The sequence below is a fragment of the Streptomyces sp. NPDC086777 genome (assembly GCF_040702065.1).
Lineage (GTDB): Bacteria > Actinomycetota > Actinomycetes > Streptomycetales > Streptomycetaceae > Streptomyces.
Genome location: NZ_JBFBJI010000045.1, coordinates 19,519 through 44,300, shown reverse-complemented (window position 1 = coordinate 44,300; position 24,782 = coordinate 19,519). Strand labels below are relative to the sequence as shown.

General features: G+C 73.0%; 21 protein-coding genes and 1 pseudogene. 10 read left to right on the top strand and 12 right to left on the bottom strand.

The genetic code is table 11. The annotated features are described in order from the left end of the window. Positions 1-133: 133 nt before the first annotated feature. Together AB0472_RS39335 and AB0472_RS39330 are read left to right on the top strand one after the other, a co-directional pair. Complete coding sequence (locus AB0472_RS39335; protein WP_366364049.1) at positions 134-361, top strand: DUF397 domain-containing protein; 228 nt, start codon at positions 134-136, stop codon at positions 359-361. Positions 362-395: 34 nt separating this feature from the next. Then, positions 396-770 (top strand): nuclear transport factor 2 family protein, encoded by a 375-nt coding sequence (locus AB0472_RS39330; RefSeq protein WP_366364047.1) that lies wholly within the window; start codon positions 396-398, stop codon positions 768-770. A gap of 29 nt (positions 771-799) precedes the next feature. Here AB0472_RS39330 and AB0472_RS39325 read toward each other — a convergent pair whose 3' ends face one another. Continuing rightward, positions 800-3,187 (bottom strand): tetratricopeptide repeat protein, encoded by a 2,388-nt coding sequence (locus AB0472_RS39325; RefSeq protein ID WP_366364045.1) that lies wholly within the window; start codon positions 3,185-3,187, stop codon positions 800-802. A gap of 159 nt (positions 3,188-3,346) precedes the next feature. Between AB0472_RS39325 and AB0472_RS39320 the strand changes: the two genes are divergently transcribed. Continuing rightward, complete coding sequence (locus AB0472_RS39320) at positions 3,347-5,068, top strand: ATP-binding cassette domain-containing protein (protein ID WP_366364043.1); 1,722 nt, start codon at positions 3,347-3,349, stop codon at positions 5,066-5,068. 22 nt (positions 5,069-5,090) lie between these two features. On the opposite strand, the gene AB0472_RS39315 is transcribed toward AB0472_RS39320, so the two are convergent. Further along, a complete protein-coding gene (locus AB0472_RS39315; RefSeq protein ID WP_366364042.1) occupies positions 5,091-6,533 on the bottom strand; it encodes an aminotransferase class V-fold PLP-dependent enzyme in 1,443 nt (480 codons plus the stop codon). Between the two features lie 149 nt (positions 6,534-6,682). Here AB0472_RS39315 and AB0472_RS39310 point away from each other — a divergent pair, with 149 nt between their 5' ends. Next, positions 6,683-7,183, top strand: coding sequence for a DUF2165 domain-containing protein (locus AB0472_RS39310; protein ID WP_366364040.1), 501 nt, complete (start codon positions 6,683-6,685; stop codon positions 7,181-7,183). 23 nt (positions 7,184-7,206) lie between these two features. Here AB0472_RS39310 and AB0472_RS39305 read toward each other — a convergent pair whose 3' ends face one another. Continuing rightward, positions 7,207-8,181 carry a helix-turn-helix domain-containing protein gene (locus AB0472_RS39305; RefSeq protein WP_366364038.1) on the bottom strand — a complete coding sequence of 325 codons (975 nt, stop codon included), beginning with the start codon at positions 8,179-8,181 and terminating at the stop codon, positions 7,207-7,209. Positions 8,182-8,426: 245 nt separating this feature from the next. Between AB0472_RS39305 and AB0472_RS39300 the strand changes: the two genes are divergently transcribed. Both AB0472_RS39300 and AB0472_RS39295 read left to right on the top strand, forming a co-directional pair. Then, the gene (locus AB0472_RS39300; RefSeq protein ID WP_366364036.1) at positions 8,427-8,921 is read left to right on the top strand and encodes a peptidase inhibitor family I36 protein; all 495 of its coding nucleotides are present in this window, start codon (positions 8,427-8,429) and stop codon (positions 8,919-8,921) included. 104 nt (positions 8,922-9,025) lie between these two features. Continuing rightward, positions 9,026-10,057, top strand: coding sequence for a hypothetical protein (locus AB0472_RS39295; protein ID WP_366364034.1), 1,032 nt, complete (start codon positions 9,026-9,028; stop codon positions 10,055-10,057). On the opposite strand, the gene AB0472_RS39290 is transcribed toward AB0472_RS39295, so the two are convergent. The 3 genes from AB0472_RS39290 to AB0472_RS39280 all read right to left on the bottom strand — a co-directional run bounded on the left by AB0472_RS39290 (position 10,050) and on the right by AB0472_RS39280 (position 14,423). Then, complete coding sequence (locus tag AB0472_RS39290) at positions 10,050-10,619, bottom strand: hypothetical protein (protein ID WP_366364032.1); 570 nt, start codon at positions 10,617-10,619, stop codon at positions 10,050-10,052. The two genes, AB0472_RS39295 and AB0472_RS39290, sit on opposite strands and share 8 nt — an antisense overlap. 98 nt (positions 10,620-10,717) lie before the next feature. Next, positions 10,718-13,303 (bottom strand): bifunctional FO biosynthesis protein CofGH, encoded by a 2,586-nt coding sequence (locus AB0472_RS39285; protein ID WP_366364030.1) that lies wholly within the window; start codon positions 13,301-13,303, stop codon positions 10,718-10,720. Between the two features lie 274 nt (positions 13,304-13,577). Further along, positions 13,578-14,423 (bottom strand): LLM class F420-dependent oxidoreductase, encoded by an 846-nt coding sequence (locus AB0472_RS39280; protein ID WP_366364028.1) that lies wholly within the window; start codon positions 14,421-14,423, stop codon positions 13,578-13,580. A 154-nt stretch (positions 14,424-14,577) separates the two neighbouring features. Here AB0472_RS39280 and AB0472_RS39275 point away from each other — a divergent pair, with 154 nt between their 5' ends. After that, entirely contained in the window at positions 14,578-16,089 is a 1,512-nt protein-coding gene (locus AB0472_RS39275; protein ID WP_366364026.1) for a CehA/McbA family metallohydrolase, read from the top strand. A 3-nt stretch (positions 16,090-16,092) separates the two neighbouring features. Here AB0472_RS39275 and AB0472_RS39270 read toward each other — a convergent pair. After that, positions 16,093-16,494, bottom strand: a pseudogene (locus AB0472_RS39270) (DUF6879 family protein); the annotation flags it as partial. 322 nt (positions 16,495-16,816) lie between these two features. Next, positions 16,817-17,437 (bottom strand): hypothetical protein, encoded by a 621-nt coding sequence (locus AB0472_RS39265; RefSeq protein WP_366364024.1) that lies wholly within the window; start codon positions 17,435-17,437, stop codon positions 16,817-16,819. A gap of 68 nt (positions 17,438-17,505) precedes the next feature. On the opposite strand from AB0472_RS39265, the gene AB0472_RS39260 reads away from it, so the two are divergent. Together AB0472_RS39260 and AB0472_RS39255 are read left to right on the top strand one after the other, a co-directional pair. After that, on the top strand, positions 17,506-18,090 hold the full coding sequence (locus AB0472_RS39260) for a 3'-5' exonuclease (RefSeq protein WP_366364023.1): 585 nt from the start codon (positions 17,506-17,508) through the stop codon (positions 18,088-18,090). Between the two features lie 130 nt (positions 18,091-18,220). Beyond that, positions 18,221-18,403: a DUF397 domain-containing protein gene (locus AB0472_RS39255; RefSeq protein WP_366364021.1), complete on the top strand. Its 183-nt coding sequence runs from the start codon at positions 18,221-18,223 to the stop codon at positions 18,401-18,403. A gap of 50 nt (positions 18,404-18,453) precedes the next feature. Here AB0472_RS39255 and AB0472_RS39250 read toward each other — a convergent pair whose 3' ends face one another. After that, positions 18,454-20,103 (bottom strand): alkaline phosphatase family protein, encoded by a 1,650-nt coding sequence (locus tag AB0472_RS39250; protein WP_366364019.1) that lies wholly within the window; start codon positions 20,101-20,103, stop codon positions 18,454-18,456. 169 nt (positions 20,104-20,272) lie between these two features. Between AB0472_RS39250 and AB0472_RS39245 the strand changes: the two genes are divergently transcribed. After that, the gene (locus AB0472_RS39245) at positions 20,273-20,659 is read left to right on the top strand and encodes a nitroreductase/quinone reductase family protein (RefSeq protein ID WP_366364017.1); all 387 of its coding nucleotides are present in this window, start codon (positions 20,273-20,275) and stop codon (positions 20,657-20,659) included. 168 nt (positions 20,660-20,827) lie between these two features. Here the strand turns inward: AB0472_RS39245 and AB0472_RS39240 are convergent, their stop codons facing one another. From AB0472_RS39240 to AB0472_RS39230, 3 genes are all read right to left on the bottom strand, one after another. Beyond that, positions 20,828-21,379 carry a DUF3455 domain-containing protein gene (locus tag AB0472_RS39240; RefSeq protein ID WP_366364015.1) on the bottom strand — a complete coding sequence of 184 codons (552 nt, stop codon included), beginning with the start codon at positions 21,377-21,379 and terminating at the stop codon, positions 20,828-20,830. Positions 21,380-21,575: 196 nt separating this feature from the next. Beyond that, the gene (locus AB0472_RS39235) at positions 21,576-23,045 is read right to left on the bottom strand and encodes an aldehyde dehydrogenase family protein (protein WP_366364014.1); all 1,470 of its coding nucleotides are present in this window, start codon (positions 23,043-23,045) and stop codon (positions 21,576-21,578) included. Further along, positions 23,042-24,772 carry a D-aminoacylase gene (locus tag AB0472_RS39230; protein ID WP_366364012.1) on the bottom strand — a complete coding sequence of 577 codons (1,731 nt, stop codon included), beginning with the start codon at positions 24,770-24,772 and terminating at the stop codon, positions 23,042-23,044. The genes AB0472_RS39235 and AB0472_RS39230 overlap by 4 nt, the downstream gene beginning before the upstream one ends. Between the last annotated feature and the right edge of the window lie 10 nt (positions 24,773-24,782).

Sequence of the window (24,782 nt, the reverse complement as noted above, 5' to 3'; positions counted from 1 at the left end):
CGCGGGCACCGTCCGTACATACGAGCGCACAGCACTGTAATCGACCGGGAACGGTCCGTTCAGGGGGCAGTTAGGTATGCGAAGTGTGGGTTGTGTGGCCCCGGGTGACCGGATTTCGGCCAGGTCGGGAGGGATGGCGGGTGGATGGGGGGGGTGGACGGCGGGTGGCTGGGGGTCAGCCGACCGGTTCAAGAGCAGCTGCAGCGGAACCGAGGGCCCCGACTGCATCGAGGTCGCGACACCCCCCCCCGCCGACACCACCGTCCACGTCCGCGACTCCAAGGACAAGGACAAGGACAGGGCCCGGCTCGCCTTCGCCGACGCCCCGTGGGCCGACTTCGTGGCGTTCGCCCGGCGTTGAGCGCCGTCCGCGAAGCGGCTGGTATGACTGGTGCATGCAGGAAGAGACCGCACAGTCCGCGATCGACACGTTCATCTCCGCGTTCAACGCCTCGGACGACAGTTACGTGACCGCGTTGCTCTCCCAGGCCCTGACCTCGGACGTGGTCTTCTGGGGGCCGTTGGGCCGCAGTGAGGGGATCGAGGCGGTCGAGCGGTTCGTGCTGGACATCCGGCGCCATCCGGCCGGGACCGGCACGATGGTGCGCTGCTCGGCGGTGGACATGCCCGACGAGTGGGCCCGGTACCGGTGGGTCTTCACCACGCCCGACGGCGGCCCCCGGCTGGCCGGAACGGACGTCGTCCACCTGCGGCGGAGCCTCATCGACCAGGTCATCGTCTTCGCCGGGGAGATCGGGTCCGCCTCCTGAGCCCTCCTGCCGCGGCGCCGGTCCCGGGTTCACACCTCGCCGATGCGGTGCAGCACCGCCGTCCGCCGATCCCGGGCCCAGGGGTAGTCCGGGGTGAGCGCGAGGGCGCGGTCCAGGTCGGCCAGGCCCTCTTCGTGGCGGCCCAGGCTGGACCGGGACACGCCTCGGCTCGCGTACGCGGACGCGTAACCCGGGTCGAGTTCGAGGGCCCGGTCGTAGTCGGCCAGGGCTTCCTCGTCGCGGCCGGTGACCCGCAGGGCGTCACCGCGCTCGCAGCGGCCCCAGGCCCAGTCGGGCTGCAGGACGAGGGCACGGTCCAGGTCGGCGAGGCGGCGGGCCTGGTCACCGAGGCCGCGCCAGACACGGGAGCGGCGGGCGAGGGCCCAGGCGTAGTCCGGCTTGAGCCCCAGCGCGCGCTCGAAGTCGGCGAGGGCCGCGTCGAGATCGCCGTTGCGTTCGTGGGCGGCGCCGCGGGAGGCCCAGGCGAACTCGCTGGTGGGGTCGCGCCGGATGCCCTCGGTCAGGTCGGCGACCGCTTCGTCGTGGTGACGGGCCAGCCGGTGGTGCTCGCCACGCAGGATGACGTTCCACGGGTTGTCCGGCTCCAGTTCGAGCACCCGGTCGAGGTCGGCGAGCGCCCCCTCGTAGTCGCCGGTCCCGCCCCGGGTGACGGCCCGGCCGCGGTGGGCCCGGACCAGGGCGGGGTCCAGGGCGAGGGCGTGCTCGTACTCCTCCAGGGCCTGCTCGGGCGCGCCGTCCCGGGCGAGCGCGTCGGCCCGCAGCGCCCAGGCCGTGGCCCGCCACGGCTCGTCGCCCCGGGCACGGCCGAGCAGCAGCCGGAGCAGCCCGGCGAGCCCGCCCCCGGCGAGCGCCTCCGAGAGGTCGCCGCCCCAGCTCCGTACCGCCTCGGCGGCCGTGTCCTCACCCGCCTCGGCCAGCAGCCGCACCCAGGGCCGTACCGCGTCGTCGCCGTAGCCGCAGGCGGTGACGACATCGGCCAGGGCCCCGGCGAGCGCGGCGCGGGGCCGCGCGCACAGCAGGTGGTACGACTCGCCGAGGCGCAGGTCCCGCCACCCGGCGTCCGCCCACAGCTCGTCGGGCCGCAGGCCGGTCTCGGCCTCGGTGCGCCGCCTGCCGTACGCCTCCGCGAGCCGGGTGTGCCGCTCGGTCCAGCCCTGGGGCGAGCGCAGCCGCTGGAGCCGCAGCATCGGCTCCCGCACGACGTCGTGGTACTGCAGCAGACCGCCGCGCTCGCTGACGAACGGCATGCCCCGCAGCCAGCCGAAGAGCGTGTCCGCCTGGTCCTCGGGGCAGTCCACGGCGGAACGGAACACGTCCTCGTCGAGCCGCCGGGGCAGCGCGCCCGCCAGCGCGGCCGCCCTGCGCACCGGGTCCCGCTCCCACTTCAGGAACCGGTCGACCGCCGTGGCGCTCGGGTCGCCGACGTCCCCCGGGCCGACCGGCCCGGACTCGGCCAGCGTGGAGACGAGCACCGGAAGGCCGCCCGTCAGCCGCAGTACCTCGGCGACCACCGGTTCGTCCCGCACCCCCTTGTCCGCGAGCAGCCCCCGGGCCTCCTCCTCGGTGAACGGGCCGAGCGGCAGGTCCGTCCTGAAGTCCGCGAAGCTGCCCCACCGGGCCGTGTCGAACGGGTGCTGGCCGGAGGTGACCACGACGACGTTGGCGGGCAGCGCGCCGTGGCGGTCGGTGGTCATGACGTCGTGCAGCCAGGGGTCGAGGAACGGTCCGGTGCGCTCGTAGGTGTCCAGGAGCAGCACGATCCACGGCGCGACGTCGGCCACGGCCGCCAGCTCCGTCAGCAGCACGGGGGTGAGGACCCGCTCGGGGGACAACACCAGCTGGGCGTCCTCCTGACTGCGGAAGCGGGCCCGGAGCCGGTCGGCGCCCTGGGCCAGGCGGTCCGCGTCCAGGGCGGCGGCGAAGGCCCCGGCCACCGGCACCATCCCCAGTCCCACCTGCGCCGCCCGCGCCACCGCCAGGCTCCCCGCCGACGGCCCCTCCCGTTCCTCCGGACCGCCCATCGCCAGGGCGGCCTCCGCCTCGTGCCGCCGCTCCCGGTGCGCGGCCAGCAGCCGCTCCAGCTCCCTGAACCGCCGCCCCTGGGCCGCGAACTGACGCGCCAGCACCGTCATCGCCTCGGCCACACCGGCCACGCCCTCGTCGACGTACCCGGTCAGCGCCCCGGCCTCCCGGGCGATCTGCTCCAACTCCCGTACCAGCCGGGTCTTCCCGACCCCCGCGTCACCGTGCACATGGAACAGGAACCGGTGCCGTTCGTCCTCGGGCGGCAGCGCGAGGTTGCGCCGGAACGCGGCCCGTTCCTCGGCCCGCCCGACGAACCCCGCTCTCCGGCGCCGCCCGATCAGCTCCTGCATCGACGGCCGTGTCGACCCCATCCACGCCTCCCCCGCAGTCGGCCCACCGCGAGTCTGGCAGACCCTCCCGGCGCCGTGGACCCGTGCACCGGACCGAGCCGGGGCAGCGCGGGTCCGGCGGAGTCCGGGTACCTGCGAAGTCCGGGTACCGGCGGCGGGTCCGCCTGACATGCTGCCCCCATGCCGACACCGCCCCCGCACCCGCCCGCGTCCGTCGAGGCCCCCCGCCCCTCCGTCAACGGCCTTCACCTGCGCGCGCGTCGGGTGAGCCGGGAGGTCCGCGGGGGCGGCCGGATACTGGACGACATATCCGTCGATGCCGCCCCGGGGCAGCTCACGGTGATCGCCGGAAGCAGCGGGGCGGGCAAGACGGTGCTGCTGCAGACGCTGGCGGGGCTGAGCGCGCCCACCTCGGGCGAGGTGCTGCACGACGGGGTGCGGCCCGGGCCGCCGGGGCCGGACTTCGGGTTCGTTCCGCAGGAGGACATCATCCACCGCGAGCTGCCGCTGCGCCGCACCCTGGTGTACGCGGCGGGCCTGCGCATGCCTGCGGGTACGGCGGCCGGGACGGTACGGGAGAGCGTCGACCGGGTACTGGACACGCTCGGTCTCGCGGGGCGGGCGGAGACCCCCGTGCGCGCGCTGAGCGGCGGCGAACGCAAACGGGCCAGTATCGCCGTCGAGTTGCTCACCCGGCCCCGCGTGCTCTTCCTCGACGAGCCGACGTCCGGGCTCGACCCGGTCACCGGCGCGGCCCTGCTGCGCACCCTGCGGACGCTCGCCGAGGACGGCACCACCGTCGTGCTGACCACGCACGTCCTCGCCGACCTGCACCGTGCCGACCAGGTCGTGTTCCTCTCCGCCGCCGGCGAGGTCGCCTACGCGGGCGCCCCGGCCGCCCTGTTCGAGGCCTTCGGGGCCGACACCGTGGAGGAGGTGTACGAGGCGGTGGCGGGCGGCGCCCGCGCGGGGTCCGGAACCGGGCGGCCCGTGGCAGCGGACGCCCCGGAGCCTCCTGGCGCCGGATCACCGGCCGTGCGGCCGCGGCGTGTCGGCGCGCTGCGGCAGTGGACGCTGCTGACCCGGCGCGGTACCGCCCTGATGCTGCACAACCGGCTCTCGGTCGCCGTGCTGGCGGGCTCGCCGGTGATGATCGTGGCGATGTTCGCGGTGCTGTTCCGGGCCGGTGCCTTCGATCCGGCGGCACCGGATCCGGGGTCGTCGGCGATGATCATGTTCTGGATCGCGTTCGGCGCGTTCTTCTTCGGCCTGACGTACGGCCTGCTCCAGATCTGCACCGAGCTGCCGGTGCTGCGCCGTGAGTGGCTGGCGGGACTGCGGCTCGGGCCCTACGTCGCCTCGAAGCTGACGACCGTGCTGCCGGTGCTCGCGGTCGCGGACGCGCTGTTGCTGGCGGTGCTGCGCGCCCTCGACCGGCTGCCCGCGGCGGACCGGGGCACCTACACCTCGCTGTTCGTGTCGAGTGTGCTGGCCTCGGCCGCCGCCCTCGCGCTGGGGCTGCTCGCGTCGGCAGCGGTGTCGGAGCCGGGGCAGGCGACGCTGATGCTGCCGTTGCTCTGCTTCCCCCAGGTGCTGTTCTCGGGCGCCTTCGTGCCGGTGCCGCGGATGACGGCGGCCGGGAAGGCCATCAGCTGGGCGATGACCAATCGCTGGGCGTTCGAGGCACTGGGCAGCGGGGTGGGGCTCGCGTCGCTGTGGCGGGACGGCGGCTCGCGGCTCGGGCCACCGCTGCTGGCCTCGTACGGGGACTCGTTCGGGCGGCCGGCGAGCCACGGGTGGGTGATCCTGGCGGGCTTCGCGCTGGTGTTCCTGGCCTGGACGTGGGTGATTCTGGTCCGCAAGTGCCGGGACGGCGCGGCACGGAGCCGGGCCGGGCGGTGACACCCCGCGGGGCGGCCCCGGCTCAGCAGCTCTCCCGCGCGGCCAGCCCGGCCGCCGTCGGCACCCGGTCCCGGTAGGTCCCGGCCACGAACGCCAGGAACGTCTCGACGTCCCCGGGCTGCGACGACACCCCCAGGGAGACCCGGACGGCGCCCGCCGAGGGCAGCTCCAGGAGCTCCAGGTAGGCGTCCAGCGACCCGACTTGTGTGTCGGCCGCCGTGCGCAGCCGGGTCAGCGGCAGGTCGAACGCCTCCTCCCCGGCGCCCGGATTGCAGAAGCAGCCCGCGCGCAGGGATATGCCGTGGGCGGCGCTGTCGCGCGTGACGACGCGTTCGTCGACGATCCGGCCGTCCGCGCCGAGCACGTTCAGCGCGACCGTGCCGCCGCGGTCCGCATCGGTGCGGCCGGCGTCGGCACCGTCGGCGCCGTACACCCGGACCAGCGGGGAGCCGTCGCTGTGCCGCAGCGCCCGCAGACCGCTGAGCAGCCGGCCGGTGAGGGCGGCGACGTGGGCGTGCACGCGGTCCATGCCGACGCCGTCGATCCAGGCGAGCCCGGCGGTGACGTCCGGCAGGGAAAGGAAGTTGACCGTGCCGTCCTCGAAGGCGGCCTCGTCGGCGGCGAGGACGTGCCACTGGGCCTGGGCGCTGACGGCGTAGACGGTGCCGCCGGAGAACCAGGGCCGGCGCAGCCTGGCGAGGGCCGTGCGGCGGGCGATCAGACTGCCGACGCCGGTGGGGTGACCGAAGACCTTGTACCAGCTGACGGCGGTGAAGTCCGGGTGGTGGCGGCTCAGGTCGAGGACGTTGGTGGGCGCGAAGGCCGCCGCGTCGAGCAGGACGTCGTAGCCCTGCGCCTGGGCGGCGGCGATCCAGTCCAGTGAGTGCTGGACGCCGGTGAAGTTGCTCTGCGCCGGATAGGCGAACAGACCGCCGGTGGCGGCCCGGTCGCCGGGTGCGGACAGGGCGGCGAACAGCCGCTTCTCGTCGAGGCGCAGGCCCGGTACGTACACGGTCGCGGCGCCCCGTGCCCGCGCGTACTCCCGCAGTCCGTTGACCGAGTTGTGGTTGTCGAGCGACATCACGAGCCTGCTGCCGGGGGTGAAGGGGTACGCCTCGCCGACCAGACGCAGGGCGCCGGTGGCGTTGGAGGTGAAGATCACGGCGTATTCGTCGGGGTCGGCGTTGAAGTGGCGGAGCACCGCCCGCCGGGCCTCGGCCAGCAGGTGCCCGGAGGCGCGGGAGGCCGGGCTCTCGGAGTGCGGGTTGCCGAACAGCCCGCCGGTGATCCGCCGGGCACTGCCCATGACGAGGGAGCGCGGCGGAAGCCCGGCGCCGGTGTGGTCGAGGTAGGTGTGTCCGCCCTCGTCGAGGTAGCCGAACTCGCGCGCCCGCAGCTCCGCGAAGCCGTCGGGGCCTTCCGCCTCCCCGTTGCGCATGCATCCGGTGGCGTCTGTCGTACCCATGAGAACCCCCCTCGCATGAACCTTCGACAACGGTATCCGCGTACGAGCGATTCACTGCCGCGGCACGACGTCGGCCCGCCCGGAAACTGCTGAACAGGGGGTGTGGGCCGCCGGGTTGGGAAGGGAAGGTACCGGGGAAGGACGATGACATGTCCACCTCCCACGCGCCTCGTGCGCTTTCGCTCGCCGCTGCCGTCCTGACCGGAACGGTCGCGCTCTACATCGCCCTCGTCGCCTTCGGGAACATCACCGACTTCGGCACCAACCAGGCCTTCGTCCAACATGTGCTGGCCATGGACACGACGTTCAAGGACGACGACCTGATGTGGCGGGCCATCACGGACAAGGGGCTAGAGAACACCGCCTACGTCCTCATCATCGGGTGGGAGACGCTGGCCGCGCTCGTGCTGATCGCCGGCACCTGGCTCTGGGTGCGCCGTGACGACGTGCGCGCGCGGCGCGTCTCCACCTACGGTCTGCTGATGCTGGTCCTGCTCTTCGGCGCCGGGTTCATCGGGATCGGCGGTGAGTGGTTCTCCATGTGGCAGTCCAAGACCTGGAACGGGCTGGACGCGGCGACCCGGGTGCTGGTGCTGACCGGGGTCGCGCTCGTCGTCGTACAGCTGTCGGACCGGTCGGCCACGGAGTGACCGGGGTGGGCCGGGCCCGGTGATCAGCCGAGGTTGGCGCGGAGCACGGAGGCGCCGAGCGGGGTCAGGGTGTGCAGGACGCTCGCGGCCTGCCGCTGGCTGATGATCAGGCCCGCCTCGCGCAGCACGCTGGTGTGCTGGCTGATCGAGGACGCGGAGACCCCGGCCACGCGGGCGAGTTCGCCGGTGGTCGCGCCGCCGGCGACCGCGCGCAGCACGGTGGCCCGGGTCCGGCCCAGCAGCGAGGTCAGCGAGGCGCCGGCGCTCTGCACCGGGCTCGGCTGCTGGTGCAGCGGGTACACGAGGACCGGAGGCATGTCCGGGTCGGCCATCGAGACCGGCGTCTGCCAGCAGAAGTAGGACGGCACGAGCTTCAGGCCCCGGCCGCCGAGCCGGAGGTCCCGGTCGACGGTCGGATGGCCGACGTGGAGGACCGGCCGCCTCCACCGGATGTCCGGTCCCAGACCGCCGAGCAGGGCCTCCACCCCGCCGTCCAGCAGCGCCCGGCACCGGACGACCCGGTCGGCGTCGATGCGGGCCTGGATCTCCTCGCCGTACGGGGCGATCGCCGTGTCGTGGTAGTCCCGCAGCGCCCGGACCAGCTCGCGGCGGCCGTCCCGGCGGGCCAGCTCCGGCGCCCCGGCCGGGCCTCCCGAGACCCCGGCGAGGGTCTGCAACTCGTCCAGTACCCGGCGGGGCGGGGCGGCCAGCACGGCCTCCAGGCCGGCCTCCAGCCCCTCGGACGACTCGGCCGGATTGAGGAAGTCCGGGTAGTAGAGGCCCCGGTGGAAGAGCGGCAGCAGCAACTCGCGCAGGATCCGCTGCTGTCCGTTCTCCCGTAATCGCCGGCAGGTGCCGCGGTACCAGTGCGCGTAGGCCCAGCGCCCCTGGCGGGTCTGGAAGCGGTGCAGGCTCTGCGCGAGCTCCCACAGCGGGTCCGGATCGTTGATCACCCGCGTCCGGGCAAGGTCGGCGTCCGTGAAATGAATGCGGAGCACGGCGGTCCCCCACCCCCATGGGCCCGGTCCAGGCCTGTCCGCTTCAGCATGGCCAGCCCCGTCCGCCCCTGAACACCACGAAAGGACCACGAAACCCGAAAAACTTGCGGAGTAACCTGTTCCCCCTCGTTGACCTGCTTCTTTAAGGCCACGCTGCACATCATGGCCACCTGTTGGCGCCTCTGACACCGTGAATCCCGTCCATGCCATTCACGCTGCTCAGTCACCGTTCAGGGAGCGACACCATGAAGAGCACGAAGAGAATGTCGGCCGTCGCGGCGGGCGTCGTCCTGCTGCTCGGCGCCGCGGTCGGCACCGCGGCCGCCGACCCGTCCGGCACCTCCGTGGCGCCCGGGCACGCGGTCGCGTCCGGCACGTCCGTCATCGCCGGTTCCGCGTCCTCGGCCCTCTCCGCCCAGGTCGCCACTCCGGCCGCCGTCCCCTCCGGCTGCTCGGCCGGCTACCTGTGCTTCTGGGTCAACAGCGGCTACCAGGACGGGCCGGGCAAGCTGGACGGGTCGAACGCCAACTGGACCGTCTTCGCCCACCCGACCTGCCAGACCAAGACGTGGAACGACTGCGCCTCGTCGCTCTACAACGACGGCGTGAACGACAACGCCGTGGTCTACACCGACGCCAACTACTCGGGCAGTTCGGGTGTGATCGACCGGGGCGTGGGCGGAGACGTCTCCGCGGCCTGGAACGACGTGATCTCGTCCAACTCGTGGGTCGCGCCCTGACCGCGCCCCGCTGACGGCCTCGCGGGCGGCCGGGGTTCCGGCCGCCCGCCCGTTCCGGCACGTTCCCTCCCCGTCGCAGCCCCAGTGGCAGGAGCACCTCCACGATGCCCACGGCCTCCACGTCCCTCACCCCCACGCCCGTCGCCCCCGCGTCCACGCACCCGTCCCGCGCGCCCCGGATCGGCGGCCTCCTCGCGTGCGCCGCGGCGGGTGCCCTCGTCCTCACCGGATGCGCGGGCTCCGCCCCGGCCCCGCAGGCCGCCCGGACCACCGTGCTCACACCGGCCGGGCTCGACCTGCTGACCGATTCCGGCACCTACGCGAACGCCGAGACGTCGCTGACCCGCGCGGAGTCCCGGCTCATCGCCTCCTGCATGACGGCCCAGGGGCTCCGCTACGTGGTCGCCGACTCCGGATCGGCGTCCGCGACCGCGCCGAGCGCCCAGGTGGACCTCCGACGACGGCGCACCCACGGCTACGGGCTGTACGAGCAGTACGCGGCCGCAGCCGGAAGACCGACGCGGCCCACCGCTTCGGACGCGGCCCCGGCGAACAACGCCTCGTCGAACGACGCCTACGTCCGGAGCCTGCCCGCCGGCCGGGCGGCCGCCTACATGACGGCCCTGCGCGGCCGCACGTCGGACCTGCGCACCTTCCGCATGGCGGACGGCTCGCTGGAGTTCTCGGTCAAGGGCTGCGAGGCGGACAGCCGCAGACGCCTGTACGGCAGCCTCACCACCTACGCGGAACTGGCGGCCGTCCCGCAGAACCTGAACGCCACGCTGACCGCCCCCGTCCAGCGCGACCCCGCCTACCTGGCCCTGATGCGAAAGTGGAGCACCTGCATGGCGGAGAGGGGCTACCACTACGCGTTGCCGAGCGAGGCCCAGGCCCGGCTCAAGGCGTCGTACAAGCGGTCCGGCGCCACCCCGGCGCTGCGCAGGCAGGAGATCGCGACCGCCGTCGCGGACGGTACCTGCGCGCTGCGGCTGCGGATCCCCTCCGAGGTCGTGGCGATCAGGAAGCGGCTGGCCGGTTCCCTGCTGACCGCGCGGCAGAAGGCCGCCATGGCGGAGCTGGCGCAGGACTGGCAGCGGGCGACGGCGGCCGCACGGCGCATCGTGCGGTCTACTTGACGACCGTCACCCTGGTGTTCGGTTCCGTGCCGAAGGTCCACAGGGCCGCGCCGTCCGCCTTGGGCATCCGGATGCCGCTGGTCTGCTTGCCGGCGGCGGGCGCCGGCGAGGCGCCGTCGACCGCGTTGGAGAAGGCGACCGACAGCCCCGACTTGGACGCGAAGTACAGGATGTGCTCGATCTGGACGCCGTCCGAGCCGGTCGTGGCCGCCCGGGTCCTGGAGATCGTGTAGGTGCCGGGGTCGGGAGAGACCGTCCCCGGCCACACCGTGAACGTGCGGGTCGCCTTGCCGCTCGCGTCGACCGTCCACACCCGCTTGGCGCCGAGCGAGTAGACGATGCGGCGGCCGGTGCCGGAGGCCGCCGGTACGGCGGGGGCCTTCACGGGGGCCGGTGACGCGGAGGGGTGGGCGCCCGCCGACGCGCTCGCCGACGGGCGGACCGCGGCGGCCGTGGGGTGCGGCCCCTTGTCGGCCTGCACGGCGAGGAGGACGACGGCCACCGTCGCCCCCGCCGTCAGACCGGTGACCCACACCCAGGAGGGCAGCAGTCGGGCAGCCACGGGTACGCATCTCCTCCGCTGTGAGCGCTACGAGGCCCCCTGCCTGTTCGCACAGGGGTCGGATCATCGTACTGTGCGCCGCACGGCCGCCCGACGGCTCAGTCCAGCACCGGCAGCAGCTCCGGCAGGTGCCCGTCGGAGGCCTCGGCCGCCCGCTGCCGCTCCTCGGGGACCGGCCCGTACAGCGTCGTACGCGGCTTCGCCGGACGCCCGGCGGCCGCGGCCACGGCCACGAGGTCGCGGACCGACTTGTACGAGCCGTACGACGACCCGGCCATCCGCGAGATGGTCTCCTCCATCAGGGTGCCGCCGAGGTCGTTGGCCCCCGAGCGGAGCATCTCCGCCGCACCCTCCGTGCCCAGTTTCACCCAGCTTGTCTGGATGTTCGGGATGTAGGGGTGCAGGAGGAGCCGGGCCATCGCCGTCACCGCCCGGTTGTCGCGCATCGTCGGGCCCGGCCGGGAGATGCCGGCCAGGTAGACGGGCGCGTTGGTGTGGATGAAGGGCAGCGTCACGAACTCCGTGAAACCGCCGGTGCGCTGCTGGATGCCGGCCAGCGTGCGCAGGTGGCCCAGCCAGTGGCGGGGCTGGTCGACATGGCCGTACATCATGGTGGAGGAGGAGCGGATGCCCAGTTCGTGCGCGGTGGTGATCACCTCGATCCAGGTGGCGGCGGGCAGCTTGCCCTTCGTCAGCACCCATCGCACCTCGTCGTCCAGGATCTCGGCGGCCGTCCCGGGCACGGTGTCGAGACCCGCTTCCTTCGCCGCCGTGAGCCACTCCCGGACCGACATACCGGTGCGGGTCGCGCCGTTCACCACCTCCATCGGTGAGAAGGCGTGCACGTGCATGCCGGGGACGCGGTCCTTGACCGCCTTCGCGATGTCGAAGTACGCGGTGCCGGGCAGGTCGGGGTGGATGCCGCCCTGCATGCAGACCTCGACCGCGCCGACGTCCCAGGCCTGCTGGGCCCGGTCGGCGACCTGGTCCAGGGAGAGGGTGTAGGCGTCGGCGTCGGTGCGGCGCTGCGCGAAGGCGCAGAAGCGGCAGCCGGTGTAGCAGACGTTGGTGAAGTTGATGTTGCGGGTGACGATGTAGGTGACGTCGTCGCCGACGGCCGCCCTCCGCACGTCGTCGGCGATCCCCGTCAGCGCGTCGAGGGCCGGTCCGTCCGCGTGGAACAGGGCGAGGGCCTCGGCGTCGGTGAGCTTCGTGGGGTCGTCGGCCGCCGTCCTGAGCGCCGCCCGCACGTCCGTGTCGATGCGCTCCGGCGCCATCCCGGGGGCGGCCGCCTCCCGCAGCGCGCCCCAGTCGCCGTACACCTCGTCGAAGTCGTCGCGCCGGTCGGCCGTACGGCCCTCGGAGTCGATGGCGGTGTGCAGATCGGTACGGCCGGAGGCGACGAAGACCTCCTCCGGCTCCTGCCAGGGATGCCCCTGGACGACCGCGTCCGGCACCGCGAGGCCGGTCTCCGGGTCCGCCAGCGCGGCCACGTGCGGGCGCAGCCGCGGGTCCAGCCAGGGCTCGCCGCGGCGGACGAACTCCGGGTACACACAGAGCCGTTCCCGCAGCTCGAAGCCGGCGGCGGCCGACTTCTGGGCCAGCTCCTCGATCTGCGGCCAGGGCCGTTCGGGGTTGACGTGGTCGATGGTGAGCGGCGACACCCCGCCCCAGTCGTCGATACCCGCCGCGATGAGCCGTTCGTACTCGCTGTCGACGAGGTTCGGCGGCGCCTGGATGTTGCCGGCCGGCCCCATCACCAGCCGCGCCACCGCCACCGCGGCCACCAGCTCGTCCAGCTCCGCGTCCGGCATGCCGCGCATCGCCGTGTCCGGCTTGGCGCGGAAGTTCTGGATGATCAGTTCCTGCACGCCGTGGTACGCCCGCGCCACCCGCCGGAGCGCGAAGAGGGACTCGGCGCGTTCCTCGTACGTCTCGCCGATGCCGATCAGGATCCCCGAGGTGAACGGCACGGAGGAGCGGCCCGCGTCCTCAAGGACCCGCAGCCGGACGGCGGGTTCCTTGTCCGGGGAGCCGTGGTGGGGGCCGCCGGGCTCCGACCACAGCCGGGTCGCGGTCGTCTCCAGCATCATGCCCATCGACGGGGCGACCGGCTTGAGCCGCTGGAAGTCGGTCCAGGACAGCACGCCGGGGTTGAGGTGCGGCAGCAGGCCGGTCTCCTCCAGGATGCGGACGGAGATGGCGCGGACGTAGGCGATCGTGTCGTCGTAGCCGTGCGCGTCGAGCCACTCGCGCGCCTCGGGCCAGCGGTCCTCGGGCTTGTCGCCGAGGGTGATCAGGGCTTCCTTGCAGCCGAGGGCCGCGCCCTTGCGGGCGACGTCGAGGACCTCGTCCGGAGACATGAACATCCCGTGCCCGGCACGGCGGAGCTTGCCGGGGACGGTGACGAACGTGCAGTAGTGGCACTTGTCGCGGCACAGGCGGGTGAGGGGGATGAAGACGCTCTTCGAGTACGTGATGACACCGGGCCGGCCGGCCGCCTCCAGTCCGGCGTCCCGGACCCGGGCGGCGGACGCGGCGAGGTCGTCCAGGGCCGCACCGCGCGCCTGGAGCAGGACGGCGGCCTCGGAGACGTCGAGGGCGACGCCGTCCCGGGCGCGTTTGAGGGCGCGACGCATGGAGTTCTCGGTGGGGCCGGTTCCGGGGGTCGCGGAAGTCGTCATTCTTTGAGCATACGTTCGGGTTCGATGGGGTCCGTGGGGGTGTCGGTGCGTTGCCGGGTGCGGGTGAACGGGGGTTGCTCGCGCAGTTCCCCGCGCCCCTGGAGGGGCGCACTACAGCGCCCCTCCTTTCCGAGGCGCACGGAACTACGCGACCAGCCACGACGCACCTCTCCCCGGCTCAAGGAACGCACGCTGCAGGGCGCCCCGACAGGGGCGCGGGGAACTGCGCGACCAGCCATGACGCACCCGCACCCGGAGACTCGGCGCACGCCCCTCACAGGTACTCCCCGTACGTGTCCAGCACCCCCAGCACTTCGGCCTCCCCCGCCGGAGGCAACTGCACCACGACCTCCTCGACGCCCAGCTCGGCGTAGTGCGCGAGCTTGCCGGGGCTGGGGAAGACGGCGTACGGCACCACCTGGAGCGCGGCCGGGTCGCGCCCGGCGTCCGCCCACACGCCCCGCAGGACCGGCAGCGACTCGGTGAGGCCGCGGCCCCCGATCGGCATCCACCCGTCCGCGTACTCGGCGATGTGCGCGAACAGCTTCGGTCCCGCCGCCCCGCCGACCAGCGTGCGCGGCCCGGCCACCGGCCCGCGCGGCTTCTGGACGGGCTTGGGGTAGGCGGAGGACGCCCGTACGCTCCCGAACTCCCCCTCGTAGGCGGTGGGTTCGTCCGCCCACAGGGCCCGCATCAGGGCCATCCGGTCCCGGGTCAGCTCCCGCCGCGACCGCCAGCGCACCCCGTGGTCCGCGGCCTCCTCGACGTTCCAGCCGAAGCCGACGCCGAGCGTGAGGCGGCCGCCGGACAGGTGGTCGAGGGTGGCGATCTGCTTGGCGAGGTCGATCGGGTCGTGCTGGGCGACCAGGGTGATGCCGGTGCCGAGGCCGAGGCCCTCGGTGACGGCGGCGGCCTGGCCGAGGGCGACGAAGGGGTCGAGGGTGCGGCCGTACTCGCGGGGCAGCTCGCCGCCCGCCGGGTACGGGGTGGTCCGCTCGACCGGGATGTGCGTGTGCTCGGGCAGGTACAGCCCGGCGAACCCGCGTGCCTCCAGTTCACGGGCGAGCCGGACCGGGGCGATGGTCTCGTCGGTGAGGAAGATCGTGACGGCTATGCGCATGCCCCATCTGTACCGGGGGTGGCTCGATATGTCCATACCGACTGGTCGGCATCATACGCCCCGCCTTTCACAGGGCTATGCACATGACAGACGGACGCCTGTGGATCCCCTCCCCTTCCGTGGGAGTTCACGTCCACAGGGGAGAGTGAGCGGCATGTGTGAGGACACGCACGGCATCGGCAGACGCGCACTGATCGTGACGGGCGCGACCACAGCCCTTACGTTGGGAAGCGTGAGCTTCGCGGCGGCGGACGGCCAGGACCAGGGGACCCCGAGGACGGCGACCGTGAGCGGCACCCTGCCGCCCGGTTGCCCGGACTTCGTGTACGTACCGGTCGAAGTGCCCACCGGCGTACGGGAGATCAAGGTCTCCTACACCTACGACCGGCCGGGCGTCCCGGCCGGCACCACGGGCAACGCGCTCGACATCGGCCTCTTCGACCAGCACGGCACCGAACTGGGCGGCAGGGGCTTCCGGGGCTGGTCGGGCGGCGCCCGCACGGAGTTCTTCGTCCGCGCCGACGACGCCACCCCCGGCTACATCCCGGGCCCGGTCCACGCGGGCACCTGGTACATCGCCCTCGGCCCGTACACGGTCGCCCCGCAGGGCCTGTCGTACGAGCTGACCATCACCCTGACGTTCGGCGAACCCGGCACCCCCGTCCGCCCGGTCTACCCGCCCGCCCGGGCCAAGGGCCGCGGCCGTGACTGGTACCGCGGCGACTGCCACCTGCACTCCTGGTACTCCGACGGCCGCCGCACCCCGGCCGAGATCGCGGCCCTCGCCCGTGCCGCCGGCCTCGACTTCATCAACTCCTCGGACCACAACACGCACTCCTCGCACCCGCACTGGGCGGACCAGGCCGGCGACGACCTGCTGATCATGCTCGGCGAGGAGATCACCACGAGGAACGGTCACGTCGTCGCCCTCGGCACCGACCCCGGCACCTTCGTCGACTGGCGCTACCGGGCCCGCGACAACCGGTTCGGGCACTTCGCCCACCAGATCCACAAGGCCGGCGGCCTCGTCGTCCCCGCGCACCCGCACGCCACATGCGTGGGCTGCGCCTGGAAGTTCGGCTTCGGGGACGCGGACGCCGTCGAGGTGTGGAACGGGCCGTACACCCCCGACGACGAGGTCGCCCTCGCCTCCTGGGACGCCACGCTCGTCGCCTCGGTACGGAACAACCGGCAGTGGCTGCCCGGCATGGGCAACAGCGACGCCCACCGCGACCCGGACGCCGTCGGCTCACCCCAGACCGTCGTCCTCGCCGACGACCTGAGCCGCGAGGCGATCCAGGCGGGCCTGCGCGCGGGCCGCTCCTACATCGCCGAGTCGAAGAACGTGACGCTGAGCTTCACGGCGACGGGCGGCCGCGGGGAGCGGGCCGGCATCGGCGAACGTCTCGCCGTCGCCCCCGACGCCCCGGTGACCGTCCGGCTGGAGGCCTCCGGCGTCCCCCGCTGCACGGTCCGCTTCGTCACCGACGAGGGCGTCCTGCTCACCAGCGACCCGCTCCCGGTGACCGGCTCGGGCACGGTGGAATGGCAGGCGACCCCGTCGTACGCCGCGTACGTCCGCGCCGAGATCCGCCACGAAACAGCGGCGGGCCCGGTCCCGGGCGCCCTCGCGGCCCTCACCAACCCGATCTTCCTGGGGCGGTGACCTTCAGGACGGGTTCAGGTCACGGCGGGCGGCGTCGATGAGGCTGTGGGCGCCGGTCCCGTAGACGGCGGACTCGCGCAAGGTCTTCCAGGTGCGGAGGCAGAGGGCGAGGGTGTCGGAGTCGTCGAGCCAGAGTTCGGCGTGCCAGGTCTCGGTGACGACCTCACGATCGTCGTATATGTACTGGTTCACGGCTGCCGGTTCCGTGATCAGCTCTGCGCCCGTGAGGTCGTCATCATCATCGAAATCGAGGATGGCGACGAGGTGCGCGTCGAAGATCCAGAAATCCTCGTCGGGCAGGTGGACCCGCTGGGCGTCCTCCCGCCACACGGTGCGCACGTCCTCCCCCAACGCCGCGTTCTTGTCGCCGTAGGCGAGCAGATACAGCTGGCCGGTGGTCGGCGGACAGAACCAACCGCCGGCTCCCTGGTCGTCGACACCGCCCGCGACCTGCTCGGCTACGTGATGGGCCATGAGGGCCCCTACGTCCAGCCGCGCCCGGTGGCCGGCGGTCGGGAATGGGACGCCGACCCCCGTCAGGTCCGGCGTGCCACAGCCGAAGAGCGACTGAGAGCAGTGACCGAACGCACCCGCGCCATGAACTCGTTCAGCAGCCTCGGTCGGCTCGGTCACCGGAAGATTTTGTCCGCGCTGTCGCGATGTGAACCACGGTCGCCCCCGGGGGCTGGCGTACGCACTGCCAGCAGCGGGACTTCCCGCGAAGCGCTCAGCGGCGGCCGTCCCTTCCGCGCTCGGTGCGCCGCAGTTCGCGCCGCAGTGCGCGCCGCTGTTTTCCCGGGAGGGTGGCGGCCAGCTCGCCCACCGGGGCGACGTCATGACATTCGCCGTCCCGGCCGCCCCGGCACCACCACACCGGCGGCCCCGACGCGTCCGTAGCACCCGGGTACCAGTCGGCCCCGGTCCCCGCGGGACGCGGGTGCATGCCGAGTTTGTGTTCCCCGCAGACCGGCCAGACCTGCCAGAGCAGCTCCACGACGGTCTCCTGCGCCGCCTCCGCGACCACGGTCAGCACCGTCATCTCGTCGGCCGGCTCCAGCGGGTCGCCCTCCTCGGGGTCGTACGCGTTCACCTGGTTGCCCTGCCAACGGCCGTCGGGCATCGCCACGTGGACCTGCCCTCGATCGATACCGCCCGGGGGCGGGCTCGGCCGCGTGTCGACCATCAGCACCAACGCGTCCTGCCCCGGCAGGGTCGCCGTCACGTCACGGTTGACCACGGCGAGCGCGGCCTCCAGCTTCGGCCACTCACCGGGCTCGGCCGGCCTGGGCTGCGGGAGCCGCGGCCGGTCGTGGCCGGGACCGACGCGGGAGTACGAGAAGTAGGTCACCGGCGCATCGTGCCATCCGCGCCGAAACCCGCGTGCCCCGGCCGCCGCACCTCCCTACGCTTCCGGTCATGGACAGCACCTGGGCCGAGGAGCTCGTCAACGTCGTGGACGTCGAGGCGACCTGCTGGGCCGGTTCCCCGCCGCCCGGCGAGGTCAGCGAGATCATCGAGGTCGGGCTGACCGTCGTCGACCCGGCGGCCGGTGAGCGTCTGGCCCGGCACCGGATCCTGGTGCGGCCCGCCCGGTCCACGGTGAGCGCGTTCTGCACGGAGCTGACCGGCCTCACGCAGCCCGAGGTCGACCGGGGGGTCACCTTCGCCGAGGCGTGCCGGCTGCTGGCGGCCGAGCACCACGCGGGCGCCCGGCCGTGGGCCGGCTGGGGCGACTACGACCGCCACCAGTTCACCCGGCAGTGCCAGGCGGCCCGGACGCCCTATCCCTTCAACCGCCGCCACACCAACGCGAAGGCCGCCTTCACCGAGGCGTACGGCCTGCGCAAGCGCCCCGGCATGGCCCGGGCCCTGGAGATCGCCGGGCTGCCGCTCGAAGGCCGGCACCATCGCGGCGAGGACGACGCCTGGAACATCGCGGCCCTCGTCCTCCACCTCTCCGCGCGGGACCGCCGGCCGGCCCCGGTGGCACGCCTCGCCTGACGCCAGGATCCACCGGCCTCCGGGCGATGGGCTCGACACACGCGTCGACGTCGTAGAAGCCACCGCCCTCAGCCCTGAGAATTCCCGCGACCTGATCCACGCCATCATCCAGAACATGTGAGGAGCCGGCATGCCCACACGCCCCTGGCGGAAGTCGTCCTACTGCCAAGAAGGAGAGGCCTGCGTCCACATATCCACCGCCCCCACCCTCGTCCGCACAGCCGACGCCGACCCGCCCCGGAGCGTCCTCACCGTCGGCGCCAAGGCCTTCGGCGGTCTTCTCGACATGCTGAAGTCGTCCGGCGGACGGTGACTCCACCGGCCGCCGGACGACGGCGGCCGGCGGGGCGCCCTCCTGCGTGGTCAGCGCACCGGCAGCGACCTGGTGTGCTCGATGCGCACGGCGTCCAGGGCACGCGGGTTCAGGCCGAGCAGCCGCAGCATCGTCGGCGCGATCTGCGTGGTCCGCACCGGCGCGTCGACGCGCACGGCGTGCGGGGTCCCGGCGCCGTAGACGACGAGCGGCACGTCGCGGTCGTCGGCGGCTGCTCCTCCGTGCTCGGCGATCTTGCCCTTGCCGCCGGTGTAGACCACGCCGTACTGGCTGATGCCGAACACGTCGGGCACGCGCGAGTCGCCGGGCCGGGCGTGGAAGTACCGGGCGGCCGCCGCACCGGCGTACACGGTCTTCAGGCCGCTCGCCGTGAACGGCTTGGCGGCTCCGTCGATGCCGTTGCCGGTGCCGGACCTGGCGAGCAGGTAGGCCTTGGCGAACCCGGTGGCCGCCTGCGAACGGTCGTTGAGCCACAGCAGCATGGCGTCGTCGTCCACGGCGTGGGCGACCAGGTCACCGGCGCCGGGGTGGGCGGCCTTCCAGGCGGCGTTCAGCCCGTCGAGCAGCGGCCCGTCGTCGATGCGGGTCAGTGCCTTCGGGTCGGTGGGCGACTGGCCGTGCTTGGAGGACAGGATGACGGTCGTGCTGCCGTCGAGGCCCCGCTGGTGGATCTCGTCGAGGAACGCCCCGACCTCCCGGTCGACGAAGGCGAGGTTCTTCGCGAGCAGCGGGCCGGGGATGCCGGGCGTGGTGTAACCGCCCGTCAGGCCGTCGGAGACCGGCAGCTTCTGGGCGGTGGACACGGACTGGAAGTTCATCCCGAAGACCGCCGGGACGCCGGTCCTGTGGGTGCCGCTGTGGTCGTGTCCGTCGATCTCGTTGAGGACGGCCTTCACCTTGTACGCGTCGTACTGCTCGGTGGCCGCGTTGTCCTTCGTCCAGTCCTGGCCGGCCGGGTAGCCGATCGCCTGGCTGTTGATCTCCGGGGCGAACAGGTCCTGGATGCCCTTGCCGGACGGACCGTCGAGGATCTCGTAGGCGACGTGCTTGTCCGACCACGCGGTGCGCAGCCCCGCTTTGCGGGCGACGTCGAAGACCGTGTTCACCTTGAGGTAGGAGTGCGGATAGACCGGCCGGCAGGTCTTCGGGTCGACGGGAAGCTTCGCCGGGTTGATGAGGGTGGCGGCGTCACCGGTCATGTTCAGGATGCTGCCGGGCAGGCCGGACAGGCCCTGGCCCGCGTCGAGGGAGTTCTGGTTCTTGTCGAGGTCCTCGGTGAGGTCGACCTCGGCGCCCGGCTTGACGCCCGCGCAGTGGGTGGTGCCGGCCGGGAGCAGGGCGTTGCTGTAGGTGTCGTCGTAGTAGACCCCCGTGACGCCGGGGTCCCCGCCGGTCAGTTGTCCCACCATGCCGGGGAAGGAGTCGGAGGGGATGGTGGTTCTCGCGTGGGTGTACTCCACGCCGCCGCCGGCCAGGCGGGCGAGCGCGGAACGCGGGTGCCGGGCCACGTACCAGGCCAGGTCGGACTGGTGCAGGCCGTCGACCGACAGCAGCAGGACGTGCCGGGAGCGGGACGCGGGGGAGGCCGAGGCGGGACCGGCTGTCGCGGCGGTCAGACCGCCGACGGCGGCGAGCGCGGCGGCGGCAGCCGCGACAGGACGGAGAGGGTGTCGGAACACGGTGGTTCTCCTCGAAGCTGTACGGAGCTTGTGCCCCTGCGGGTGACGCACCGACATTCGAGAGGGAGAACGTGTACGGAACCGGACCTGCGTGCCCGATTCTGTCAAAGAACGTCATGTCGCAATGCAAAGCCGACCGGCTGTAGCCCACTTCGGAAACAGAGGAACGATGTCCGACCGCAGATTCCGCATCACCACCGCCTTCCAGCGGCACGTCGCCAACCCCCTGACCCGGCTCATGCCCTTCCAGGCGCTGCTGGAGACCACCGGCCGGGTCTCCGGACAGCCGCGTCGGACGCCGTTGGGCGGGAAGCGGGTCGGGGACTCCTTCTGGCTGGTGTCGGAGTTCGGGACGAAGTCCCAGTACGTGCGGAACATCCAGGCCGATCCGCGGGTCCGGGTACGGATCGGCGGACGGTGGCACTCCGGCACCGCCCACCTGCTCCCCGACGACGACCCGGTCGCCCGCCTGCGCACCCTGCCCAGGGGAAACAGCATGGCCGTGAAGGCACTGGGCACACAGCTCCTGACGATCCGGGTCGACCTCGCCGACTGACCGGGAGCACCCCGAACGGGAGCGCCCCGAGCAGGAGCGCCCCGAGCAGGAGCGCCCCGAAGGGGCGTTGGGGGTCCCCCCGGCCGAAGGCTGGGGGAGGAACTGCGCGACCAGCCACGACGCAGCCGCGGAAGGCGGACGACAGATCGCGGCATTTCCGCGGAGCGGTCAGCTCGCCTTGTAGAACGCGTACGTCGCCGAGTACGGCACCGAGACCTGGTCCGTGCCGGTGCACGCAGCCGCCGGCGCCACGCCGCCCTCGGTGTCCAGCCGCTGCACGTAGGTGACACCCTCGAACGTCCCGGCGCCACGGGTGGCGGTGGCCTTCAGGAGCAGCTCGGGAACGGCGCCGTCCTTCGCGGAACTGGCGACCGCGGATGCGTTGACCGCGCTGCCGTCGACCGTGGAGACCCAGACCGGACCACGGGAGTGCAGGGCGACCGGGCGGTGGGCGCGGTCCCGCTTGTCGGAGAGCGTCGCGGCGGGCTCCAGGAGCTTCCAGGCACCGTCGGTGCAGGTGTAGGTCTGCACGCCGTGCGCGGAGTAGACGCCGGTCAGCCTGTTGCCGTCGGGCACTGCGAGCGCGGCGGGGGCGTGCACGGCCGGGAGGCGCGCGGGTCGCGCGGAGTACGCCTGGACGGCGGTCGTACCCAGCAGGGTGGCGGCGGCCGCGGCGGCGACGGCCGTGGTGGTCAGGGCGATTCGCTTGACGTGTTCCATGAGGGGGGTCTCCGAACGGGATCCGTGCGTGTCCAGGGAGGGGAGCGGGCCGCCGCCGAACCGGAAACGGGCCGTCCCCCTTGTCCCCCCGGACGCTACGGACGCATGGCCCGGCCGCGAAGCAGGTTGCCCGTTCTTTGTCCCCCCGTAAGACTTCGTCGCCCCAAAGGGCAAGCGGGCAGGCCCGGTTGACGCGTCATCCCGGCCAGACGACCGCCTGCACCTCGCTGTAGGCGTGCAGGGCGTAGGAGCCCACGTCCCGGCCCACCCCGCTCTTCTTGAACCCGCCGAACGGCGCCTCCATGTTCCGCCCCACGGTGTTGATCCCGACGCCGCCCGCCCGCAGCCGCCGCGCCACCCGGAAGGCACGGGCCACGTCGCCGGACCAGACGTAGTCGATGAGGCCGTAGTCGGAGTCGTTGGCGAGGGCGATGCCCTCCTCCTCGTCGTCGAAGGGGACGACGGAGACGACCGGGCCGAAGATCTCCTCGCGGGCCACCCGCATGTCGTTCGTGCAGTCGGCGAGGAGGGTGGGAGAGACGTAGAAACCCCGGTCCAGCGCCGGGCGTTCGCCGCCCGCCACCACCGCCGCGCCCTCCTTCCGGCCGAGTTCGACGTACGACTCGACGCGCGCCCGGTGCTCCGCGCTGATCAGCGGTCCGACCACCGTGTCCGGCGCGGCCGGGTCGCCCACCTTCAGCCGTCCCGCGTAGGCGGCCAGCTGGTCCACCAGTCGCTCGTACAGCCCGCGCTGCACCAGCACCCGGGTGGGCGCCGTGCAGATCTGCCCGCTGTAGAAGGAGAAGGTGGTGCCGATCCCGGCCACCGCCGAGGCGACGTCCGCGTCGTCGAAGACGACCGCGGCGCCCTTGCCGCCCAGCTCCATCAACTGGCGCTTCATGTCCCGCCCGCACACCTCGGCGATGCGCTGTCCGACGGCCGTGGAGCCGGTGAAGCTCACCATGTCGACGTCGGGGGAGGCCACGGCCGCCTCGCCGACACCGGTGGACCGCCCGGAGACGACGTTCACCACGCCCGGCGGGGCCCCAGCCGCCGCCAGCGCCTCCGCCATCCGGTAGACGGAGAGCGGGTCCTGGGGGGCCGGTTTCACCACCACCGTGTTGCCCATCGCGAGCGCCGGCGCGATCTTGCCCGCCGGGTTGGCCCACGGGTTGTTGTACGAGGTGATGCAGCTGACCACCCCGACCGGCTGGCGCACGGCGAGTGCGCCCATCACGCCCGCCCTCCCCATCGGCCCGGCCTCGTTGATCTGCGGCGGGATCGCCCACTCGGCCGGTTCGACGGTCGCGTACCGGCGGAACCGGGCCACCGCCACCCCCACCTGCATCGCGCGGGCGGTGCCGGTGGTGGCGCCGGTCTCGGCGCGGGCGAGGTCCGCGAACGCGCCCAGCCGGCCGCGGATGAGGTCGGCGGCCCGGCCCAGCACCGCCGCCCGCTCCCCCGCCGGCGTCCGCGACCAGCCGTCGAAGGCCTCCCGGGCGGCCGCACAGGCCGCCAGCACCTGCTCCCCGGAGGCCTCGGGGGCCCGGCCCACGGTCTCCTCGGTCGCCGGGTCGACGACGTCGTAGTACCCGTCGTCGGGCACCACCCACCGGCCGCCGACGAACAGCCGCTGCCCGTCCCCCCCTGCGCCCGCCTCGCTCACCGGGTGCTCACCGTCCTGGTGTCCCGCCCGGAGCGCAGCACCTTCCCCGGTACGGATCCGCTCACCACGTCGTCCCGGATGGCCTCGACACCGTTGACCCAGACCGCCCGCACCCCGATCGCCTTCGAGTCCAGGCGCGGGCTGTCTCCCGGCAGGTCGTGCACCAGGGTGGCCTGGCCGGCGGCGATCCGCTCCGGGTCGAAGAGCACCAGGTCCGCATGCCAGCCCTCCGCGATCCGCCCGCGCTCCCGCAGCCCGAAGAGCCGGGCGGGATCGTCGGTCAGCATCTTGACGGCCCGCTCGAGCCCGAGCAGCTTGCGGCCGCGCAGGCAGTCGCCGAGGAAGCGGGTGGTGTACGGGGCCCCGCACATGCGGTCCAGATGCGCGCCGGCGTCCGACCCGCCGAGCATGACGTCCTCATGCTGCCAGGTCTCGGCGCGCAGCGCCCAGGAGGCCGGGTCGTTGTCGGTGGGCATGGGCCACAGGACGGTACGGAGGTCGTCGGCGGCACAGATCTCGACCAGGGTGTGGAAGGGGTCCTGGCCGCGCTCCTGTGCTATGTCACGTACCACCCGCCCCGACAGCCCGGCGTTCGCCTCGCTGTACGTGTCCCCGATGACGTACCGCCCGAAGTTCGCCAGCCGCCGGAAGACCCCAGCCTCCTTGGACTGGGCGCGCGCCAGCATCCGAGCCCGTACGTCCGGGTCGCGCAGCTTCTCGATCCGCTCCGGAACCGGCAGCCCGAGGATCGGCCCCCACCCGGGGATGAGGTTCAGCGCGCAGAAGGTACCGAGCGACATGTTCATGGGCGTGAGGATCGGCATCGTCAGCGCCACCACCCTGCCGCCCGCCTTCCGGGCCCGATCACTGGCCTGGAGCTGCCGCGGCACCCGCTCGGGCACGGCGGCGTCGACCGTGAGCACGTTCCAGTTCAGGGGCCGCCCGGCCACCGCGCTCATCTCGGCGAACAGCTCGATCTCGGCGTCGCTGAACTGGTCGAGGCAGCCGGCGACGATCGCCTCGATCTGCGTCCCCTCGTGCTCCCCCACGGCCTTCGACAGGGCCAGCAGTTCGGCCGGGAGCGCGTGCCGCGAGGCGACGGGCTGTCCGTCCCCGTCGGAGTGGGTGCTGGACTGGGTGGTGGAGAACCCCCACGCCCCGGCGTCCATCGCCTCGTGCAACAGCCGTACGATCTCGGCCAGTTGCTCCTCACTGGGCTGCCCGCCCACCGCGTCCGGCCCCATCACGTACCGGCGCAGCGCGCAGTGCCCCACCATGAAGCCGGCGTTGACGGCGATCCGGCCTTCGAGGGCGTCCAGGTACTCGCCGAAGGAGTTCCAGCTCCAGGGCGCCCCCTCCTCCAGGGCGACCAGCGACATGCCCTCGACCTTGGACATCATGCGACGGGTGTAGTCGGCGTCGGCGGGCCGGGCCGGATTCAGGGGAGCGAGCGTGAACCCGCAGTTCCCGGCGGCGACCGTGGTCACCCCGTGGTTCAGCGAGGGTGTCGCGTACGGGTCCCAGAAGAGCTGCGCGTCGTAGTGCGTGTGCGGATCGACGAAGCCGGGCGCGAGGACCAGCCCGGCCGCGTCCTCGCTGGTACGGGATTCCTCGGTGACGGCCCCGATGACGGCGATCCGACCGTCGCGTATGCCGACGTCGGCGGTGAAGGCGGGCACGCCGGTCCCGTCGACGACGGTCGCGCCCTTGATGACGTGATCAAGCATGGGGCTCCCT

Bases quoted from the DNA above. Each gene is read 5' to 3' on its own strand.
- AB0472_RS39335 (WP_366364049.1), top strand. From the start codon at position 134: ATGGCGGGTGGATGGGGGGGGTGGACGGCGGGTGGCTGGGGGTCAGCC.
- AB0472_RS39330 (WP_366364047.1), top strand. From the start codon at position 396: ATGCAGGAAGAGACCGCACAGTCCGCGATCGACACGTTCATCTCCGCG.
- AB0472_RS39325 (WP_366364045.1), bottom strand. From the start codon at position 3,187: ATGGGGTCGACACGGCCGTCGATGCAGGAGCTGATCGGGCGGCGCCGG.
- AB0472_RS39320 (WP_366364043.1), top strand. From the start codon at position 3,347: ATGCCGACACCGCCCCCGCACCCGCCCGCGTCCGTCGAGGCCCCCCGC.
- AB0472_RS39315 (WP_366364042.1), bottom strand. From the start codon at position 6,533: ATGGGTACGACAGACGCCACCGGATGCATGCGCAACGGGGAGGCGGAA.
- AB0472_RS39310 (WP_366364040.1), top strand. From the start codon at position 6,683: ATGTCCACCTCCCACGCGCCTCGTGCGCTTTCGCTCGCCGCTGCCGTC.
- AB0472_RS39300 (WP_366364036.1), top strand. From the start codon at position 8,427: ATGAAGAGCACGAAGAGAATGTCGGCCGTCGCGGCGGGCGTCGTCCTG.
- AB0472_RS39295 (WP_366364034.1), top strand. From the start codon at position 9,026: ATGCCCACGGCCTCCACGTCCCTCACCCCCACGCCCGTCGCCCCCGCG.
- AB0472_RS39285 (WP_366364030.1), bottom strand. From the start codon at position 13,303: ATGACGACTTCCGCGACCCCCGGAACCGGCCCCACCGAGAACTCCATG.
- AB0472_RS39280 (WP_366364028.1), bottom strand. From the start codon at position 14,423: ATGCGCATAGCCGTCACGATCTTCCTCACCGACGAGACCATCGCCCCG.
- AB0472_RS39275 (WP_366364026.1), top strand. From the start codon at position 14,578: ATGTGTGAGGACACGCACGGCATCGGCAGACGCGCACTGATCGTGACG.
- AB0472_RS39260 (WP_366364023.1), top strand. From the start codon at position 17,506: ATGGACAGCACCTGGGCCGAGGAGCTCGTCAACGTCGTGGACGTCGAG.
- AB0472_RS39255 (WP_366364021.1), top strand. From the start codon at position 18,221: ATGCCCACACGCCCCTGGCGGAAGTCGTCCTACTGCCAAGAAGGAGAG.
- AB0472_RS39245 (WP_366364017.1), top strand. From the start codon at position 20,273: ATGTCCGACCGCAGATTCCGCATCACCACCGCCTTCCAGCGGCACGTC.
- AB0472_RS39240 (WP_366364015.1), bottom strand. From the start codon at position 21,379: ATGGAACACGTCAAGCGAATCGCCCTGACCACCACGGCCGTCGCCGCC.
- AB0472_RS39230 (WP_366364012.1), bottom strand. From the start codon at position 24,772: ATGCTTGATCACGTCATCAAGGGCGCGACCGTCGTCGACGGGACCGGC.